Raw genomic sequence first — 19,165 nt, forward strand, 5'->3', positions numbered from 1 at the left:
GTACCTACCGACACCGACCGGGTCGCCTTAGACTCCGCGCTGTGTCCTGGATCCCAGTGCTCTCCACGGTTCTCGGAGCCGTCATCGGCCTCGGATCAGTGCTCGTCGGCGACCGCCTCCGCTGGCGGCGGGAGCAGAGCAGCCAATGGCTCACCGTCCGGCGCGAGATCTATGTCGGCTACCTGAATGCGCTACACGAGGCGAACCAGGCGATGCGAGCGGTCTCGCTAGGAGACTTTCCTCCCGATACCACCCGGGACCTCGCGGCAAGGGCGGCCTTTCGGAGTGCCGGCGTGAACCAGGCTCAAGAACACCTGGTGCTCATCGCGCCAGAACAGGTCGTCCAAGCCGCGGTCGAAACCTCCGCGGCCCTCCGCAACCTCCGCGACCGCATCCGAAAAGGCGAAGGCCAGTCCTCCGCCGACTACGAGTCTGAATTCTTGACTTTCAGTGACCGGCTCCACGTCCTGCGTAACGCTATTCGCCAGGACCTCGGCGTGAGCGCCCTCCGCGAGCATGTCCCTATCTGACGCGGGTTCTGTCGGCGGCGGGTAGGAGGATGCACGTGTGACGCACACGACTCCGCCGCCCATCGTGGACATCACCGTCGGCATTCCCGAACTTGCCGCGTATGCCCGCACCGCCGTCCGGCTGCATCCTCGGAGAGGCGCGCCAGGGCCGGACGACAGCAGCATCGGAGGGCCGATTCGGTGGCCCGCGAACGAGCCCTGGCCCTTCTGCGACGAGGCGTTCAACGGCCATGAACGGCCGGTCGCGATGGTGCCGATCGCGCAGATATACGCGGCCGATGTCCCCGCATACCCGTTCCCGCAAGGGACCGACCTATTGCAGATCCTCTGGTGCCCCAACCACGACGGGTTGTGGCTCAACCACACGATCAGCGTGCGGTGGCGACGCGCGGACGACGTCACCGAGGTCCTCGCCGACCCGCCGGCGCCCTACACGGTCGAGGAGGAATGGCTGGTGCCGATCCCCTGCGTGCTCGACCCCGAGCCGGTCACCGAATACCCGGACTCGGATGAGCTCCCGACGGAGATCCAAGATGCGATCGATGAATGGGAGGCCGGCTATTTCGCGTACCAGTACGGTCTGTCGACCGCGTCCGGCTGCAAGGTCGGCGGTGGCATGGCCTGGAACGTCACCGACATGGGTGACCCGCCGACGTGCGCGGAGTGCGGTGCGCCCGCTCACCTGATCCTGCAGCTGGACAGTTCCGAATGGAGCGGTGGCGCGTCCGACCATGACGGCGGCCCGCCCCGCTGGCGGCCCATCGAGGACGCCGCGCTGGACATCGTCACCTCCGGCGACGCCTACTGGGCCGCCCTGGAACCGACCGGTTTGCAGATCGGCCGCTACAGCCACGGCGGCTTCTTCGGTTGCTCCGCCGACCATCGGCATCCGGCGACGTTCCACAGCCAATGACGGACCCTGTGCAGCCGATCGGAGGGGGTGACCGGAGTTGGCCTTGAACAGCCGGGCGGGCGCGGCGGCGCTACTCTCGCTTTACTTTCCACTGATCACTGGGAGAGTTCGTCATGCCCGCCCCCAAACTGCCTCTCTTCGTGGCGATCGTGCTGCTGGCCGCCACCGCCTGCGGAATGGTCGAGGCGCGCAGCGGGTCTGAGCGCGCCGACGTCGTTCCCACGACGGCACCGGATCCCGAGTTCCCGGCGACACCGCTGGCGCCAATGCCGCGCGCGTACGATCCGAAGGGCGAGGCGGGCGCCGAGATTGCGGCCGCGTTCGCGAAGGCCAAGGCGGACGGTCTTCCTCTGCTCCTTGATTTCGGCGCACGGTGGTGCGCCGAATGTGCGGTGCTCCAGCGTGCCTTCCGCCACAGGGCCGTCCGGCCTCTTCTCGCTAATTATCACGTCGTCACCATCGATGTCGGCCGGATGGATCGGCATCTGGAGCTGGCCAGGAAGTACGGATTGGAACTCAGGAAGACCGGGATTCCCGCCCTGATCGTTCTCTCCCCGAACGGCAAAGTGCGGACCGCCGGCAATGAGGGCCTGTACCCCGCCTCCGCCAACGGCGAACTGCGGCACGAGAACGTCGCCGCATTTCTCAGGCGCTGGCGGTGAAATGGACAGCCCTCATCCTCCTTCTTCTTGCCGCGGTCTTGCTGCTGGGCGGGTGCGGCTCGGGTCGAAGCCCGGCGGTCGCCCGGTTCACGGCGGGTGATGTCGACGTCACCATTGATATCTCTGCGGACTTGGTGCAAGTGACGTTCCGTCCGACTCGGCCCGGCTTTCACATCTACGGCCTTGAGCTGCCGCCGGGGGGCCTCGGCATTCCCACGGAGGTGAACGTCCGTGCGGGCCTGGAGGCCAAGGGCGTGCCGAGCGCGGACGAAGCCGTCCGCCAGCTGGAATTGCCGTCGCTGGGTGCGCGGCTCCCGGTCTACCCCGACGGGCCGGTCACGATCTCGCTCCCCGTCCGCCGGACGGGCGACACAGCGGAGATCGTCGTCTCGTACGGCGCCTGCAGCCGCACCGTCTGCCTGGAACCGGTGATCGATCGGACGACAACGCTGCCGCTCCCCGCCCGCTCGTGACCCGCCTCGTCAGCACTGTTGGCATCGGCGGCGTACAGAGAACTCGGGGTCGCGCGTCCGATTGTCACTCGGGTGATAAACGCGTTCTCAAATCGTTGCTCCGTGTGCATGGCGCGCGACGGAACGGAGGGTCCACACTCGGGGGCTTCGTGATCTCCGCGACGAAGGTGGTGTGCAGTGTCCGGTGACGCCTACGACTTCGACGTGATCGTGGTGGGCTCGGGCTTCGGCGGCAGCGTGACGGCGCTGCGGCTGGCCGAGAAGGGGTACCGGGTCGCCGTGCTGGAGGCCGGACGCCGCTTCGACGAGGAGACACTTCCGAAGACGTCCTGGAGACTCCGGAAATACGTGTGGGCGCCGCGGCTCGGGATGCGCGGCATCCAGCGCGTCCACCTGGTCGGGGGCAAGGCGGGCGTGCTGGTGCTGGCGGGCGCGGGTGTCGGCGGCGGCTCGCTGGTGTACGCGAACACGCTGTACGAGCCGCCGCGGCCGTTCTTCACCGACCGCCAGTGGGGCCACATCACCGACTGGCAGGACGAGCTGAAGCCGCACTACGACCAGGCCCGCCGGATGCTCGGCGTCACCGTCAACCCGCTGGTCACACCCGCCGACGAGGCGATGAAGCGCGTCGCGGACCGGATGGGCGTCGGCGACACCTACCACGCCACCCCGGTCGGCGTCTTCTTCGGCGAGCGGCCGGGAGAGGACGCCGCCGACCCGTACTTCGGCGGCGCCGGCCCGCGCCGGACGACGTGCACCGGCTGCGGCTCCTGCATGATCGGGTGCAAGGTCGGCGCGAAGAACATGCTGACGAAGAACTATCTGTATCTGGCGGAGCAGGCGGGTGTCCGGGTCGTGCCCGACACCACCGTCACCGCCGTCACGCCCCGCGACGGCGGCGGTTACGAGGTCGGCACCGAACACACCGGGCCGCTCCGGAAACGCCGGAAAACTCTGACGGCGGAGCATGTCGTCCTCGCCGCCGGGACGTACGGGACACAGCGGCTCCTCCACCGGATGCGCGCCGCCGGACGGCTCCCGCATTTGTCGTCCCGCCTCGGCGAACTCACCCGCACCAATTCCGAGGCGCTGCTCGGCGTCGAGCGCATGACCGTCTGGCACCGCAAGAAGGACGTCGACCACAGCACCGGACTCGCCATCACCTCGTCCTTCCACCCTGACGAGAAGACTCACATCGAACCGACCCGGTATGGCGCCGGAAACAATGCGATGGGCGTCATCCGCACCCTGCTGGTGGACGGCGGCGGACCGCCCCGGTGGCTGAAGTTCCTCGGGCAGGCCGTCCGGCACCCGACCATCATCCTGCGCGGGTTGTCGCTCAAGGACTGGGCGAAACGCACCGTCATCGCCCTGGTCATGCAGACCGCCGACAACTCCATCACCGTCGGCGAGAAGCGCGGCCGCCTCGGACGCCGGAAACTCATCGCGAGGCAGGGCGACGGCGAACCCAACCCGACCTGGATCCCGGTCGCGCACGACGCCGTCCGGATGCTCGCCGAGGAACTCGACGCCACCCCGGGCGGCACGTGGTTCGACTTGTTCAACATTCCAACAACCGCGCACTTCATCGGCGGTTGCGTCATCGGGGAAACTCCGGAAACGGGAGTGATCGACCCGTACCACCGCGTCCACGGCCACCCTGGCCTGCACATCGTGGACGGGTCGGCGGTAACGGCGAACCTGGGCGTCAACCCGTCCCTCACCATCACGGCGATGGCCGAGCGCGCAATGGCCTTCTGGCCCAACCGCGGTGAGAAAGACACACGCCCTGAGTTGGGCGCGCCCTACGAGCGCGTCGACCGCGTCCTCCCGGACCGCCCCGCCGTCCCCCAAGGCGCCCCCGCCGCCCTCCAATAATGACCCACCCTCCAATAACGGCCTGCGCTTCGGTGGTGGGTGCCATTCGGGGCGGGGGTGTTAGGTGAGCGCCTTCCCGGCGGACGTTCCGTACACGGGCGTATCGGACGTCATTGGACGTCCTGCATCCGGGTCGGCCGCGCCCGCGACGGCGTCCACCAGCGGCTCGCCCTGCCGGTAGACGGCGACCTGGATGCCCGTCTCGGCTCCGGATTCGACGAGCTGGTCGATCGCGTCCTGCGCCTGCTTCTGCATGCGAAAACCCCTACCGTTCTGCGGGGAATTCGTTGCCGGATCGTCGGGGGGCGGGCGCTCGCGTCCGTCCGGAGGTTCAGTCTTCGGTGGCGACCTCTTCGCCGCCGCCCCCGGCGTCATCGTCGTCTTCGGTGGCGTCCGACGCGGGTTCCAGGTCGTCGTGGACGGACGGTCGCGTGGCCTGGTGAACCCGCACGGCCAGGATCGCCCGCGCGAACCGCGCCGCCAGTTCCCCGTCCATCACGTCCGGGACCTGGTCGACGCCGATCAGCGCGCCGGGCTTGGCGATGACCGCGCCGGACTCGCCCACCCGCACCCCACGCCCGTCGGCCAGTTCCTCCATGGACGGCAGGTCCAGGGCCGCGCGGAGGGTGTCCTGCAAGGCGCGGACGGTGGTGGCGTCGCGGTCGATGCGGATCTCGGCGGTGTCCGCGCGCTGCTCGGCCCGCTCGGCACGGATCTCGGCGGCGTCGGCCCGCTCCTCGGCGCGGTCGACCCGCGTGGCCAGCTCGGTGGCGCGTGCCACGACGGAGTCGCGCTCGACGGTGAGTCCCGCGATCTCGCCCTTCGCGGCGGACAGCTCAGCCCGCAACTGCCGCTCGGTCTCGACGGCGGTCTCCAGTTTGTCGCGCGCTTCGGTGAGGTCGGCGCGCGTGTTCGCGAGCTCCGTCCGCGCGGTGGCCAGCGCGGTCTGCTCGTTGGTCAGCCGGACGGCGAGGTCGTCGCGTTCCCGTTCGGCGTCCGTGCGCGCCTGATGCTCGGTGCTCCACGCCGCCTCCGCGCGCTTGCGGAGACCCTCGGCATGCGCGGCCTCGTTGGTGGAGGTGGCGCGGGCCTGCTGCGACGCGCCGGCCTCCTTCCAGGCGTTGGCCTCGCTCTCCTGGGCCGCCATGACGCTGGCCTTCGCCGCCGCGGATACCTTCTGCAGCTCCTCCTTCGCGTCGGCGGCCTCCTTCAACGCCGCCTCCGCCTGCGCTTCGGCCCGCCGGGTGCGGTCGTCGGCATCGGCGGCCTCCGCGCGGGCGCCGCTCGCCTCGGCCAGCGCCTTCTCCGCGCTGCCGAGCACGCCGCGCACCTCGCCGTCCAGCCGTTCACCCAGCGTGGACGCGGTCGCGGCGAGACGTCCGACCAACTCGGCGAGACGCTCGACGTCCTTGCCGAACGCTCGAACGGGGGCCGGATCGACCTCGGCGGTCCTACCGCGCTTGCCGGCGGACGGCCTCGCGGACTCGCCCTCGCTGACCCGCCCGCCAAGCGGCATGCCGACCGACCCGCCGAGCGGCATGCCGGCTGACCCGCCGACCGACTCGCCGGTCAGTACGTTCGCCGACCCGGCGGCCAGTACGTTCGCCGGCCCGCCGATCGGCATGTCAGCCGGTCCGGTGGCCGGCTCGTCGGCCGGCCCGCCGGTCGGCTCTTCGGCCGGCCGGTCGGCCGGACCGTCGTCCGCCAGCCGGAGCGGCGCGGTCAGCACGCCGTCGTCCGGGACACCCTGATCTTCGCGCACGGGGGCATCCTAGTGAAATGCCCTGATTTGCACCTCCCCCCTTGCGAACCACGTTTGTGGAGCGGGCCATTCATGCACGATCCGGTCGCCCGCGCCCCAGAACCCGCATGGTTTCGCAGTGTGAGGACGGGGCGACACAGGGTAGGAGTGTCCGGGCGGCTTGGCCGGGCGCTCCGGTGACGTTCGGCCTGGACAGGGCAGAGGTACGTGCGGGGGCGGGCATGCCATTCCAGGACAAGATGCACGTTCAGCTCGTGCGGGGGAGGGCCCGGGACCCCGCCGGGCTGCGCGAGGCCGTCGACCGCTGGTACCGGGAACTGGCCCCCGGCTCCCGGGGATGGCTGGGCACGACCGCCGGAGTGACCGAGGACGGCGAGTTCGTGTGGCTGGCGCGCTTCAAGTCGACTCGGGCGGCGCACCGCAACGACAAACGGCGCGCGCAGCGCGAATGGTGGGAGTCCACGTCCGAGCTGCTCGACGGCGAGCTCACCGTTCAGGACTGCACCGACGTCGAGTCGTTCGGGGCCGGCGGGTCGGACACGGCCGAGTTCGTCCAGATGATCCAGACGCGCGTCCGCGACCGGGAGGCGCTGCGCCCGTTCTGGACGGACGAGGAAGGACGCGCCATGGCGGAGGCGCGTCCGGACACCATCGGCGGGCTCTTCATCGTCCACCCGGACGGCGGCTGCACCATCGCGGTCTATTTCACCACCGAGGAGGACGCGCGCGACGGCGAGCGCAGGCCGATGCCGCCCGACCTCAAGGCGTGGCGGGACGATGAGATGTCGCATTACGTGGACGAGCCCACCTTCCACGACCTGCGCAACCCCTGGCTCTACTCCCCGTCCTGACCCAACGGCGCCGTCATCAAGCTCGGCATCCGCTGTGACGGCCGGGCGTCCGGTGCGGTCGGCTCAGCCGCTGGTCCGGGGGCGGGTCCGGGTCTCCTTGGGGTGGACGCCGTAGCGGAGACCGTCGATGAGCAGGGCGATCATGCGCTGGGTGTGTCCGTCGTCGTCCTGGACGGGCAGGGTCAGGTTGGCGACGGCGCGCAGCAGGTCTTCCGGATCGGCGTCGGCGCGGATCTCGCCCGCCTCCGCCGCGGCGGCGAGGAGCGCGCCGAGGACGGGCTCGAAGCGCTGCGAGAAGTAGGACGGCAGGCTGTCGTAGGCCGGGTCCCCGGAGTGGAGGGCGGCGCTGAGCCCGCGTTTCGTGCCGATGAACTCCGCGAAGCGCAGCAGCCACCGGGTGAGCGCTTCGAGGGGTTCGTGCTGGTCGGCGAGGGCGGGGGCGGCGTCCGCGCACGAGTCGACTTCGTGCCGGAAGACGGCGGCGATGAGATCCGAGCGCTGCGGGAAGTGCCGGTAGAGCGTCCCGGCGCCCACGCCCGCCTTGGCGGTGATCTGCCGGACGGGGGCGTCCACGCCGGACGCGGCGAAAACCTCGGCGGCCGCGGTCAACAGCGCGTCGATGCTCCGCTGCGCGTCCGCCCGAACCCGCCGCTGCGCCCCCTCACCGTCCACCATCTGCCCACCCTCCACCGGCCGCCGGTCCGGCCGCTCGGTTGCTAACCGGAACAATGTTCCGTATTGTCGTATGCGGAACATTGTTCCGTTTGCCTCAGCCTAGCGCGTTGCGGGGGTGAGGCATCGGTGATCGCTTGAGGAGAATCATGAAGTACCGCACGTTGGGTCGAACCGGCATCAAGGTCAGCCCCTACTGCCTGGGCGCGATGATGTTCGGAGCGGCCGGCAACCCCGATCACGGCGACTCCGCCCGCATCATCCACAGGGCGCTGGACGCGGGCATCAACTTCGTCGACACCGCCGACTTCTACTCGCACGGCGAGTCCGAGGAGATCGTCGGCAAGGCGCTCAAGGGCCGCCGGGACGACGTCGTCCTCGCCACGAAGGCGCACCTCCCGATGGGGGACGACCCCAACCGCCGGGGCAATTCGCGGCGCTGGCTCGTCCGCGCACTGGACGACTCGCTCCGCCGTCTGCAGACCGATCACGTCGACCTCTTCCAGGTCCACCGGCCTGCCCCGGACACCGACGTGGAGGAGACCCTCTCCGTCCTCAGCGACCTGATGCGCGCGGGCAAGGTGCGGGCCATCGGGAGCTCCACTTTCCCGGCCTCGGACATCGTCGAGGCGCAGTGGGTCGCCGAGCGGCGCGGCCTGTCGCGGTTCCGCAGTGAGCAGCCGCCGTACTCGATCCTCAACCGCGGCATCGAGCGCGAAGTGCTGCCGGTCTGCGAGCGCTACGGCATGGGCACCCTGGTGTGGAGCCCACTCGCGCAGGGCCTGCTCACCGGCCGCTACCGCAAGGGGCAGCAGAACGACAGCCACCGGGCCGGTTTCGGCTTCAAGCACCTGACCGACGAGCGCCGCCTCGACGCCGTCGAGCAGCTCATTCCCCTTGCGCAGGACGCCGGGATGTCGCTGACGCACCTGGCGATGGCGTTCGCGATCGCCCATCCCGGCGTCACGTCCGCGATCATCGGCCCCCGCACCATGGAGCAGCTCGACGACCTCCTCGCGGGCGCCAAGACGGTCCTGACCGACGAGGTCCTCGACCGCATCGACGCCATCGTCCCTCCCGGCACCGACATCGGCACGCTGGACGCGTCCTACAACCCACCCCCCATCGACCACCCTCACCTGCGCCGCCGCCTCCCCGACGACCGCCCCGCCACGTGACCCCGTCCCCGGGAGTGGACGTCCGGCCCCGGGGCGGTTTCTTGGGCCGATCGCCCCAAGGAACACCTACGGGCACCCGGTGCGGCCGCGCCAAGGTCCGGACGCTCCGCCGGGGTCGGGAGCATCGCTGAGCGGAGGGGGGCGGCGGCTACGCCGATGCCCTCGACTACGCCGGTCCAGGGCTCCAGCGCGCCCGCGGTCGCCGTAGTCGGGATGTGCCGGTCAGCGGTCGGCGGCGGGCCCGGGCAGGGACTGGGTGGCTTGTCGTAGCTGGTCGGTGGCGGGCACGCCGGGCAGGTGGGAAAGGCTTCGGCCGACGAGGACCTCGGCGAGGCGGATCCTGGCGAAGCCGACCGTGTCCAACAGGCTGTGGTGCAGGTTGTCGATCAGGTGTGCGGCGATGGCCAGGGGCAGTGCCAGCAGGCTTCCGCCGGGCAGGGCTTGCGGAAGGCCGGCGGCTGCGTCGCCGAGCGGATCGAACGTGTCGGACGTCTCGTCCGCGGGTGCGCTGCCCGGCAGGGGCGGTGTGGTGGCCGGCCCGTCAATGGCCGGGTCCAGCGGCGGGTCTGATGGCAGTGGAGTGCGGTGTGGGATTTCCAAGGCGTCCTCCCTATCGATCGGTTCGCCGATCAGTGCCGGACGAGGCTTCAACGCCGCGCTAGCTGCACGGTCGCGTCGTGTAGTTCGGTGAGCGCGTCCTGGATGAGATCGGGCACCTGATCGACGTCGGGAAGATCGCCGTTCATCCCGCAGCCGATGGTGATGCCGGTGCTGCTGTGCACCGCGTTGAAATAGGCGCCGATTCTCCAGGGCAGCGGCGGGACGATGAACAAGTCGATCGCGTCGGGTATCTCGAAGGAGTTGGCGGGGAGCATGGTGAACGCTATGTGTCCTCGCGTCATTATCGAGGCCATGGGATCGGTCAGCCGCATCACCGATTCGACGATCCGGGCCGGTGGGAAGCCGAGCCCATCGACGAATGCCTGGTTCCTGCGCAGGCTGATGACGTTTTTGAGGGATACGGCTTCTCGTATGGCGAGGAGCCGCCGATATGGGGACGGTTCGTCGCCCGGCAATACGAGGGGCATTATGCCGGAGTGAGTTCCAAGGCCGCCGTTTCGGCGTCCGTCGCCGAAGCTGGTCGGCATGAAGACGTTGAAAGTGCGGGGCCGCCGGTGCGGCCCGCCCTTGCGGCGGGGGTTCCAATGGTGCATCGCGCCAGTGACCGCGGCCAGCGTGACCTGAGCGGGGCCGCAATCGGTGCGGGTCGCGATTTCCTGCACGGTGTCCAGATCCAGGTGGACGACGCGGAACAGCACGGCGCCCGTGGTGTCCGCCGGTGGCCGCCAGCGCGGGTCTGATGGGTAAGGACGCAGCTCAGGCAGGGTCCGCAGGACGCCGCAAAGCGTGGATCGTCCCGGGTACCGGGTGACCGGGGGCGGCCGAAGGGGGACGCCGGTCATGACCGCCCGCAGCGTCGCCATGGCGCTCATGCCGTCCTGGAAGGCGTGACTGGCCTGGTAGCACAGCGTGTACTCGCCGGTCTTGTAGCCGTGGAGGAGGTGAACTTTCCAGAGCGGCCGGTCCATCGGCAGGGAGGTGTACCGGATCGCCCGCATGGCGGCGTTGTAGGGGTCGCCTCCCGGTGGCAGGCGATGGTACTCAATGTGCTGATCGACGTCGATTGCGTCGTCCGGGACCCATTTCGCTTTGCGTATCGGGCCGATGCGGCGATAGCGGAGGACGGGAGCGGCGTCGATCGCGGCGAGCACGAACCGGCGGAAATGTTCGTGGGAAGGAAGGGCCCCGGCGTAGCATATTCCGGCTCCGATGTACCAGTTCGGCTCGTCCAGCCGGTGAAGGACGAGCATGGTGCGATCGACATAGTTCGCTGGTACGGACTCCACGGACGGTCCTCTCCCTTTTCTGCGTGAACGGGTTCGGGCGGCGGAGGCGTGCGGCGGAGGAGTGCGGCGGAGGAGTGCGGCGGAGTTGGGCGGCGGTGGGCGCGGCACCAGGCGGTTCCGGGTCACCAGCGCAGTAGCAGGGAGCCGCCGCTGATCCCGCTGGCCAGGCCGATCAGCGCGACGAGGTCGCCGGACCGGACCCGGCCCGCGGCGGTGGCGGCGGCGAGCTGCGCCGGCAGCGTGGCGGCCACCAGGTTGCCGTGGTCGGTGATGGTGATCTCGACCTTGTCCAGCGGGACGTCGGCGTACTGGCAGAAGGTCTGCAGAGCGGGCAAGGAGGTCTGGTGCAGGCAGATCGCGGCCAGGTCGTCCCAGCCGACCCCGTGTTCGGCGAGCGGCTTCTCCCAGACGGCGGGGCCGATGTTTCTGATCGCGGCCGCCAGCCGCAGGGAATCGACGGTGAAGGGGCCGACCTGCCAACCGCCTGCGCCCGTGCGGACCAGCGGGACGACGGCGGCCGTGTGGGCGCTGGAGACGGCCAGGGCGTGGTGGCCGAGAATTCCGGGTGTGGTGTCGGCCTCGACCAGAAGCGCGGCGCCGGAGTCGGACACGGTGTAGGACGGGATAGCGGCGGTGAAGTCGGCGGCTGAAGCCAGCTCCCAGCGGATGGCCGTGCTCGCCACTTCCCCGCAGGCGATCAGGACGGTGCCGCAGCGTCCGGTGACGATCAGCGCTTCGGCCAGCTCGATGGCGTTCAGCACGCCGTTGCAGGCGTTGCGGACGTCGAAGACGGGGCAGCGGGCGCCGAGCTTGGCCGCCACCATGTGGGCCGTGGCCGGCTCGATCGCGTCGAGCCCGACGCCCGCGTAGATGATCAGGTCGGGGTCGGTGGGCCGCCGTCCGGCCCGGTCCAGCAAGTCGCCGGCCGCCGCCACGGCCAGGTCCGAGGCCATCATGCCCGCGGGCGCCAGGTGCCGGAAGCGCACACCGGTGACGCGCTCGATGACGCCCCGGGGGATGCGCAGGTGCGGGTTGCGTGCGGCGAGTCGCTCTTCGAGGTCGGGGGTGCTCAACAGGGTGTCGGGCAGGTACGCCGAGACCGTGGTGACCCGGGCGTATGGCGGGTTCATGCGCTCTCTCCGCCTCTGCCGTCCGTCCGAGAATCCGTCTGAGCATCCGGCCGAGAATCGGGTCGGGAACACTTTCTCGGTGCCCCCCCGGGTGATGCCCGCCCGCAACTCCCGTCGGGCGGCGCCCCGGGGTGTTCGCCCGCTCCGGGGTGCTCGCGCGGCCCGGGGTGTTCGCGTGGCTCGGGGTGTTCGCCCGGCTTGGGCGGGAGACGGCCGGCGGGGCCGCGCGGCTCGGCGGTGACCAGGCATCCGTTTCCGGGATGCAGGCTGAAGACGATCCGGCGGATCGGCTCATCGCGCGTCTCGACCGCCCGCAGCGCCACGCGGCGGGCCAGGACCTGCAGGAACGTGGTGATCTGCAGCAGTGCCAGGTGCCGCCCGACGCAAAGCCGCGCGCCGGCGCCGAACGGCATCCAGCTGTGCCGGACCAGGCGGTCGCCCAGGAAACGCTCAGGCCGGAACACGTGCGGGTCGGTGAAATATCGCGGGTTGTGGTGCAGCGGACGGGGTGCCACCACGAGCCCGGTGCCCGCCTCGATCCGGTACCCGCCCAGGCTGAGCGGCTCCCGCACCGTCCCGAGGGGGATCACGCCGGTGGGCGGACGCTGCCGCATCGCCTCGGACGCCACCGCGGTGGCGTAAGCGTCGCTCTCGCCCGCGACCGCCTCGTCCGTCAGCCGGTCCAGGGCCCGCGGGTTCCGGACCAGCCGCTCCACCGCCCAGGCGAGCCCCAGGCTGCTGGTGATCTGACCGGCGAACATGAAGCTGATGGCCTGGTCGACCAGCGCGGCGTCGGTCAGCCCGGCGCCCTCGGGCGTGCGCGCCCGCATCAGGGTGCCGAGGATGTCGTCGCCGCACTGCTCGCGCCGGCGGCGAGCGATCTCCTGCCGGACGAGCCCGCCGCAGCGCGCCCGAGCCCGGTAGAACGCAGGCCACACTCGCATCGCCCCGGCCCGCCGCAGCGCGAACCGGACGGTCGTCTGCTCCGACGCCCCCACGCGCATCAGTGCGGCGACCGGCGGCGTCCATGCCCGCATCGCCTGGTCGTCCAGGCTGAAGAGCATGCGCAGCATCGCCCGCAGCACCGCGTCCTGCACGCGGGGGAGCAACGCGAACGGCGTTCCGGGCGCGGGGAAGGCGTCCACCATCGCCCCGGCCACCGCGGCGACGTCGGCGCGGTGCCGCCGGATCGCCTTGACACCCAGGCCGGGCAGCATCAGCTTGCGCAGCCGCTGATGCTCCGCCCCCTCCTGGGTGAACACCGACCGCGGCCCCCACAGGACGGCGGTCGGCCGTGCGTTGAACGACGCCAGACCCGGTTCGGCGGCCAGCGCGGCGGCGATCATCTCGGCGTCGCGCAGGACGGCCACCCGTCCGACGCCCGGCGTCCACAGGGTGAAGACGTCGCCGTAGCGGTCGAAGGCCCAGTCGAACTGCTCGACACGGAGCAGGAAGGCGTGCCAGGCCCGCGGATTCCACCGGCTCGGGCCGGGCACCGGACGACCCGGCCCCGCGAGCGCCGCGGACGCCCCGTCAAGTGTCGCCATTAGGTCCACCCCTCCATCCGCCCGGGCCGCGTGGCGCATCGACGCGGCGCTAACCGTCCCGGAAGGGCACCCGCTCGCGGCGGCCACTCCTGTCAGGACTTCGCACCACCAATGCGCCATGCATTCAATTGACTACTATGTGTGACTATAGAGGTGGTAATGAACCGTCTACAGCGCGTAAAGGACAGACCCATGCGACTGACCGGAAAGACCGCTCTGATTACCGGCGCGACGGGAGGACTCGGACAGGCCATCGCCCGCACCCTCGCCGCCCAGGACGCCCGCACCGTGCTGACCGGCCGCGACACCGCCGTCCTCGCCGAGCTCGCCGCCGAGCTGAACGGCCAGGTCATCACCGCCGACATCACGGACGACGACGACATCGCCCAGCTGATGAGGCAGGCCGGGCCCATCGACATCCTGATCGCCAACGCCGGCGTCACGGCCCCCGGTCCGCTGACCCACTACACCCTCGACGACATCGACACGGTCCTGGACGTCAACCTGCGCGCCCCCATGAGGATGGCGCGCCTCGCCGTCGAGCAGATGACCGCCCGGGGCGCCGGGCACCTGGTGTTCATGAGCGCGCTGGGCGGCCGGATCGCCGTCCCCCGGATGGCCCTCTACTGCGCCACCAAGCACGGGCTGCGCGGCTTCGCCCACTCGATCCGCGCCGATCTGGCCCCTCGCGGCGTCGGCGTCTCGGTCATCTGCCCCATCTTCGTCCGCGACGCCGGCATGGTCACCCGGCTGCCGTCGCCGCTGCCCTCCTACTTCCCGACCTGCACGGCCCAGCAGGTCGCCGACGCCGTCTGCCAGGCCATCCGCGACGACACCGCGGAGGTCGTGGTCGCGCCCTGGTACGTACGGCAGTTCACCCGCTTGGCCGGAGTCTCCCCGGCGATTCCCGTCCAGCTGCACCGCCTGGTCAGGTCCGCTCGCCACGCCCAGGCCGCCTGCGACGGCCTGGCCCGCCGCCAGACGTCCCACCTTCTTTGACCCCGCCGACCGTCCGACCGTCCGACCGTCCGACCGTCCGGCCAAGCCGCCTTGCCGCCGCCCGCCGCCCGCTGCCCGCTGCCCGCCGACATCCGACCTCTGCCAACGCCACCGACCTCTGCCAAACGCCATGCGGTCGTCCCTCGGCCATGAGCGTCCGATGCCTCCCGTGAAGACCCGCCAGTAGAGGACCTCCATGTATGCGCGCGGCCAGAGCCAGATCCTTCATGCACGCGTCGACCTACCGCCGCACCAGTACGACAACGCCGAAGCCATCGCGGCGGTCAAACGCCTGATCTCCGCGACCGAACGTCCACCCTGCAGCGACGGGCTGATCCGGCGGATCTTCACCAACTCCGGCGTCCGCACACGCCACACCACCCTCCCGCTGGAACAGCTCGGACGTCGCTCCTCCACCCGGGCGCTGGCACAACAGCGGCAGGCGGTGATCGAGCAGAGCGTGACGGCGATCCGCGACGCTCTCGGCGACCTCGCGACGCCCCCGGACCAGGTCGACCTGCTGGCGACCACGACCTACACCACGCTGAGCGCTCCCCACGTGGACGTCGAGATCGCCACCGCCCTGGGGCTGCGCACCGACGTGCAGCGCATCGGCATGCCGCCCGCCGGCTGCGCGGGCGGTGCCGCGCTGATCGGGCGGATACACGACCACATGCGCGGTCACCCCGATCACCTGGCGGTCGGCGTCGTCTGCGACCTGCCCTCGATCCTGCTCGGCACCGCACCGATGACCTTGACCAAGATCGTGGAGTGCTCGCTGTTCGGCGACGGCTGCGGGGTGATCGTGATGGCCGGAGCACGCCGTGCCGCCGCCGCCCACCGGGCAGGTCCACGCATCTTGGACACCTACAGCTCCTTCATCCCCGGAACCCGGCACATGGTGGGCTGGCTCGTCGAAGAGCACGGCCTGCGCACCTTCCTGGAGCCCGGCATCGGGGACGCTTTCGAGGAGGCGGCGCCGGCAGCGGTCGGCACCCTCCTGGCACGCCACGGCCTGGGCACCGCCGACATCGGAGTGTGGCTCTGCCATCCCGGCAGCGCCAAGGTCCTCGACCACGTCGCGCGCGGGCTCGCCATCGACGCCGACGCCTTCCAGGTCTCGTACGACGTCCTGGCCCGCACCGGCAACATGGTCGGCGCGTCGATCCTCCACGTCCTCCAACGGGTGAACACCGCCGACGTGCCCAAGGGCACCCGGGGTGTCCTCATGGCCTTCGGGCCTGGCCTGAGCTGTGAGTTGTCGCTGCTCCAGTGGCCCTGAGCCCCGGCACCGGCGAGCTCCTCCGGACGCACGATCGATCACCGCTGGGAGGACTGATGATCACTGACGACCGTCCGGCGGCGACGATGCCGGCGCCGGCGGATCGGGGCGCGGGCTCGTGAACGAGACGATCAGCCTGGTGACGGGCGCGACGTCCGGGATCGGCAAGGAGATCGCGCGGGCGCTGGCCCGCCGTGGCCACCGTGTCGCGATCATCTGCCGCGACCCCGGCAAGACCAGGGTCACGCTGGCCGAACTCCGAGCCAGCGCTCCCGGAGCCGTCATCGAGCCCTTTCTCGCCGACCTGTCCGTCATGTCGGACGTCCGGCGGGTGGCGGGTGAACTCCGGGACCGGTACGCGGCCGTCGACGTCCTGGTCAACAACGCCGGAACCCACGACCTCCGCCCGCGCACCACCTGCGACGGGTTCGACCGCATGGTCGCCACCAACCACCTCGGTCCGTTCCTGCTGACGAATCTCCTCCTCGAACCACTGCAGGCCGCGTGCGGACGGGTCGTCATGGTGGCGTCTGAGATGTACCGCATCGCCTACCGGGTGGACGTCGAACATCTGGCCGACCCCGTCGACTACCCCTGGTACGAATCCATCCGCGCCTATGGCCGCACCAAGCTCTACAACATCCTGTTCGCCCAGGAACTGGCTGCCCGGCAGCGCGAGGTGACCGTGAACGCCATGTGCCCGGGCCCGGTCGCGTCCAACATCGTGCGCGACGTCCCGCTGATGGATCGGGCGGCGCGCATCGTCGGCCGCACGCCGCTGGTCAGGACCCCGCTGCTCAGCACCCCGGCCCAGGGCGCCGAGTCGGCCGTCCGCCTCGCCGCCGATCCCGAGTTCGACGGCCGTGGCGGTCGCTTCCACAGCTCCATCCCGGGCCTTCACCTCCTGCCCGCCACCCGGACCCGGCGCGACCAGATGCTGCAGCGCCGCGTGTGGAACCGATCGGCCGAACTCGTCGGATGCGACCCGGCGGGACCATGATTCCGGCCACCCCGGGCACCCCCGGTGCCGGTCCGCCCGGTGGATAGATTGGCCGAATGATCGAGGTTCGTCCCGCCCGGCCGGAGGACGGGGACGCGCTCGGAGAGATCCATGCCGCGTCCTGGGAGGCGTCCCACGCGCCCTTCTTCCAGACGGAGTTCGCCGCGCAGGCCGCCGAGAGCAGACGCACTCGGTGGCACGAGCGGATCGCGGAGGGGACGGGGACGATCCTGCTCGCCGAGTTGGACGGCCGCCCCTTGGCGCTGTCGTTCACGCGCCCGTCCCCGACCCGGCCGGGTCTCGCAGAGCTCTTCGCCTTCTACTGCCACCCCGACGGCTGGGGCAGCGGCACCGCCGCCACGCTGATGACCGAAACACTGCACCGACTCAGGGACGACGGATTCGCTCGCGTACACCTGTGGACGCTGCGCGACACCCCGCAATCTCGCCGTTTCTACACCAAGTGCGGGTTCGTTGAGTCTGGTGCCACGCGTCCTTTCGACTACGGCGATGGCAACCCCGTCGATCAGGTCGAATACGAGCGAACCTGCTGAAGCTCGGTCCGTTCAGGGGAACAGTGCGAGTTTGCCTACGGTGGCTCGCGCTTCCAGTTCGGTGAGTGCCTTGGGGCCTTCGGCCAGGTCGTACGCGGTGGGCTGGCCGGGGCCGAGCACTCCGGCGGCGAGGAGGCCGAACAACTGGCCCATGACCTCGCCGAAGATCTGCGGAGCGGCCTGGATCAGGATGCCGATGTTCAGGCCGATGACGTGGATCTGGTGCTTGTAGACCAGGTCCCAGTTGGTGATCGCGGCTTCGCCCCCGGCCAGGCCGTAGACGACGACCCGTCCGGTGACCCGTTTGGCCGCGGCCAGGCTGGCGTCCAGGGCAGGGCCTCCGGCCGATTCCAGCACCAGGTCGGCGCCCGCGCCTTCCGTGAGAGCCAGGACCGCGGCGGTGAGGTCGGCGTCGCGGGAGTCGAGGACGTGGTCGGCGCCCAGACCTCGGACGACATCGTGCTTGCCCGGCGAGGCCGTGGCGATCACCGTCGCGCCGTAGTGCTTGGCCATCTTCACGGCGGCCTGGCCCGTCGCTCCGGCCGCTGCGTGGATCAGCACGGTCTGGCCTGCGGTGACGCCGCCCAAAGGTTTGAGTGCCGCCAGCGCGGTCGGCCAGTTCACGACCAGGCCCAGCGCCTGCTCGTCCGTCCATCCCGCCGGGACGGGAAGCGCGGCGGCCGCGGGCAGCACCATGTACTCGGCGAAGGCGCCGCCTCCGATGCCGACGCCGATGACGTGGGCGCCGGGCTCCAGATCGGACACCCCGTCTCCGACAGCGGCGACCTCACCGGCGCCCTCGATGCCCGCCAGATACGGCGGTTGCGGGCCGCCCGCGAACGTCCCGCGGGCCTGCGAGATGTCGACGTAGTTGACGCCGGCGGCGGCGACCCGGATCAGGATCTCGCCGGGCCCGGGGCTCGGTACCGGCGCGTCGGAGATCAGGCGCAGGTCCTGCGGGCCGTCCAGCGACGTCTGCCGCAGGGCGCGCATGGTGGACGGGATGCTCACAGCGGCCGCCTCCTATTTGTTTATCGAACAGCCAACAAATCGTGTCATGGCGCCGGAGCGCAGGTCAAGGTAAAGTTGATCGAACGACAAAGAAATCTCGGAGGGACGCTCGATGGCTGCTCGCGGCAGGCCGCGCACGTTCGACCCCGACGTCGCCCTGCGCACGGCGCTGGACCTGTTCTGGGAGCGGGGCTACGAGGGCACCTCGCTCAACGACCTCGCCCAGGCCATGGGAATCGCCTCGGCCAGCATCTACGCCTGCTTCGGCAGCAAGCAGGAGCTGTTCCGCAAGGTCATGGCGCTCTACGGCATCACCTCGGGCGGACGTCCCAGGAACGCGCTGCGCGAACACCCGTCCACGCGTGCCGCGATCCATGCCATGCTGCGCGCCACGGCCGACGAGATCACCCGTCCGGACGCGCCGCACTACTGCATGCTCATCCTGGCCGCGCCCACCGGCGCCGAAGAAAACCACGAGATTCGGGAGTTCCTGGCCGAACTGCGGCGCGGCATGCTCAGCGCCGTCAAAGACCGGCTCGTCCGCGGCGTCACCGACGGCGACCTCACCGCAACGCCCGCCACCCTCGACGCCATCGCCCGCTACTACACCACGGTGGTGCAGGGCCTATCCGTCCAGGCCCGCGACGGCGCCACCCGCAACGACCTAGAAGCGATCATCACCTGCGCCATGGCCGCCTGGAACACCCTCACCTCCACCCCGTCCGCCGTAGCGACCTAGAGCACTTCGCACAAAACTTGCGTCCCCGCTTAGGGGCGGTGCCGTTCACGCCCCACTCCGCATAGCGCCAGGACTTC

Annotated in this window: 20 protein-coding genes; 12 read left to right on the forward strand and 8 right to left on the reverse strand. The window is 70.4% G+C overall.

Annotated features, from left to right (window positions below; translation table 11 throughout):
* Positions 1–41 precede the first annotated feature (41 nt).
* The 5 genes from ACH35V_RS00975 to ACH35V_RS00995 all read left to right on the forward strand — a co-directional run bounded on the left by ACH35V_RS00975 (position 42) and on the right by ACH35V_RS00995 (position 4,456).
* Positions 42–530 carry a hypothetical protein gene (locus ACH35V_RS00975; RefSeq protein ID WP_395969558.1) on the forward strand — a complete coding sequence of 163 codons (489 nt, stop codon included), beginning with the start codon at positions 42–44 and terminating at the stop codon, positions 528–530.
* Positions 531–567: 37 nt separating this feature from the next.
* Positions 568–1,443, forward strand: coding sequence for a hypothetical protein (locus ACH35V_RS00980; protein WP_395969559.1), 876 nt, complete (start codon positions 568–570; stop codon positions 1,441–1,443).
* Between the two features lie 140 nt (positions 1,444–1,583).
* Positions 1,584–2,105: a thioredoxin family protein gene (locus ACH35V_RS00985; protein WP_395969560.1), complete on the forward strand. Its 522-nt coding sequence runs from the start codon at positions 1,584–1,586 to the stop codon at positions 2,103–2,105.
* 131 nt (positions 2,106–2,236) lie between these two features.
* Positions 2,237–2,578, forward strand: coding sequence for a hypothetical protein (locus tag ACH35V_RS00990; RefSeq protein WP_395969561.1), 342 nt, complete (start codon positions 2,237–2,239; stop codon positions 2,576–2,578).
* A 177-nt stretch (positions 2,579–2,755) separates the two neighbouring features.
* Positions 2,756–4,456: an FAD-dependent oxidoreductase gene (locus tag ACH35V_RS00995; protein WP_395969562.1), complete on the forward strand. Its 1,701-nt coding sequence runs from the start codon at positions 2,756–2,758 to the stop codon at positions 4,454–4,456.
* Positions 4,457–4,516: 60 nt separating this feature from the next.
* Here ACH35V_RS00995 and ACH35V_RS01000 read toward each other — a convergent pair whose 3' ends face one another.
* Positions 4,517–4,711 (reverse strand): serine hydrolase, encoded by a 195-nt coding sequence (locus ACH35V_RS01000; protein ID WP_395969563.1) that lies wholly within the window; start codon positions 4,709–4,711, stop codon positions 4,517–4,519.
* A 76-nt stretch (positions 4,712–4,787) separates the two neighbouring features.
* On the reverse strand, positions 4,788–6,218 hold the full coding sequence (locus tag ACH35V_RS01005; RefSeq protein ID WP_395969564.1) for a hypothetical protein: 1,431 nt from the start codon (positions 6,216–6,218) through the stop codon (positions 4,788–4,790).
* 221 nt (positions 6,219–6,439) lie between these two features.
* Here ACH35V_RS01005 and ACH35V_RS01010 point away from each other — a divergent pair, with 221 nt between their 5' ends.
* Entirely contained in the window at positions 6,440–7,069 is a 630-nt protein-coding gene (locus ACH35V_RS01010) for a hypothetical protein (protein ID WP_395969565.1), read from the forward strand.
* Between the two features lie 63 nt (positions 7,070–7,132).
* Here ACH35V_RS01010 and ACH35V_RS01015 read toward each other — a convergent pair whose 3' ends face one another.
* Positions 7,133–7,744 carry a TetR/AcrR family transcriptional regulator gene (locus ACH35V_RS01015; protein WP_395969566.1) on the reverse strand — a complete coding sequence of 204 codons (612 nt, stop codon included), beginning with the start codon at positions 7,742–7,744 and terminating at the stop codon, positions 7,133–7,135.
* 146 nt (positions 7,745–7,890) lie between these two features.
* On the opposite strand from ACH35V_RS01015, the gene ACH35V_RS01020 reads away from it, so the two are divergent.
* A complete protein-coding gene (locus tag ACH35V_RS01020) occupies positions 7,891–8,919 on the forward strand; it encodes an aldo/keto reductase (RefSeq protein WP_395969567.1) in 1,029 nt (342 codons plus the stop codon).
* 222 nt (positions 8,920–9,141) lie between these two features.
* On the opposite strand, the gene ACH35V_RS01025 is transcribed toward ACH35V_RS01020, so the two are convergent.
* The 4 genes from ACH35V_RS01025 to ACH35V_RS01040 form a co-directional block, all read right to left on the reverse strand.
* Complete coding sequence (locus ACH35V_RS01025) at positions 9,142–9,519, reverse strand: hypothetical protein (protein WP_395969568.1); 378 nt, start codon at positions 9,517–9,519, stop codon at positions 9,142–9,144.
* Between the two features lie 47 nt (positions 9,520–9,566).
* Positions 9,567–10,826: a wax ester/triacylglycerol synthase domain-containing protein gene (locus tag ACH35V_RS01030; protein WP_395969569.1), complete on the reverse strand. Its 1,260-nt coding sequence runs from the start codon at positions 10,824–10,826 to the stop codon at positions 9,567–9,569.
* A gap of 122 nt (positions 10,827–10,948) precedes the next feature.
* The gene (locus tag ACH35V_RS01035) at positions 10,949–11,956 is read right to left on the reverse strand and encodes a 3-oxoacyl-ACP synthase III family protein (RefSeq protein ID WP_395969570.1); all 1,008 of its coding nucleotides are present in this window, start codon (positions 11,954–11,956) and stop codon (positions 10,949–10,951) included.
* Entirely contained in the window at positions 11,953–13,503 is a 1,551-nt protein-coding gene (locus ACH35V_RS01040; RefSeq protein ID WP_395969571.1) for a cytochrome P450, read from the reverse strand. Before ACH35V_RS01040 ends, ACH35V_RS01035 begins: the two co-directional genes overlap by 4 nt.
* Before the next feature lie 192 nt (positions 13,504–13,695).
* Here ACH35V_RS01040 and ACH35V_RS01045 point away from each other — a divergent pair, with 192 nt between their 5' ends.
* The 4 genes from ACH35V_RS01045 to ACH35V_RS01060 all read left to right on the forward strand — a co-directional run bounded on the left by ACH35V_RS01045 (position 13,696) and on the right by ACH35V_RS01060 (position 17,338).
* Positions 13,696–14,502, forward strand: coding sequence for an SDR family NAD(P)-dependent oxidoreductase (locus ACH35V_RS01045; RefSeq protein ID WP_395969572.1), 807 nt, complete (start codon positions 13,696–13,698; stop codon positions 14,500–14,502).
* A 196-nt stretch (positions 14,503–14,698) separates the two neighbouring features.
* Positions 14,699–15,784: a type III polyketide synthase gene (locus ACH35V_RS01050; protein ID WP_395969573.1), complete on the forward strand. Its 1,086-nt coding sequence runs from the start codon at positions 14,699–14,701 to the stop codon at positions 15,782–15,784.
* A gap of 118 nt (positions 15,785–15,902) precedes the next feature.
* Positions 15,903–16,784, forward strand: a complete 882-nt coding sequence (locus ACH35V_RS01055; RefSeq protein WP_395969574.1) for an SDR family NAD(P)-dependent oxidoreductase — start codon at positions 15,903–15,905, stop codon at positions 16,782–16,784.
* A 56-nt stretch (positions 16,785–16,840) separates the two neighbouring features.
* Positions 16,841–17,338, forward strand: coding sequence for a GNAT family N-acetyltransferase (locus tag ACH35V_RS01060; protein WP_395969575.1), 498 nt, complete (start codon positions 16,841–16,843; stop codon positions 17,336–17,338).
* Between the two features lie 12 nt (positions 17,339–17,350).
* Here ACH35V_RS01060 and ACH35V_RS01065 read toward each other — a convergent pair whose 3' ends face one another.
* A complete protein-coding gene (locus ACH35V_RS01065; protein WP_395969576.1) occupies positions 17,351–18,349 on the reverse strand; it encodes a zinc-binding dehydrogenase in 999 nt (332 codons plus the stop codon).
* A gap of 112 nt (positions 18,350–18,461) precedes the next feature.
* On the opposite strand from ACH35V_RS01065, the gene ACH35V_RS01070 reads away from it, so the two are divergent.
* Positions 18,462–19,088 (forward strand): TetR/AcrR family transcriptional regulator, encoded by a 627-nt coding sequence (locus ACH35V_RS01070; protein ID WP_395969577.1) that lies wholly within the window; start codon positions 18,462–18,464, stop codon positions 19,086–19,088.
* The last annotated feature ends 77 nt before the right edge of the window (positions 19,089–19,165 follow it).

The organism is Actinomadura sp. 1N219 (assembly GCF_044326405.1).
Taxonomy (GTDB): Bacteria; Actinomycetota; Actinomycetes; order Streptosporangiales; family Streptosporangiaceae; genus Spirillospora.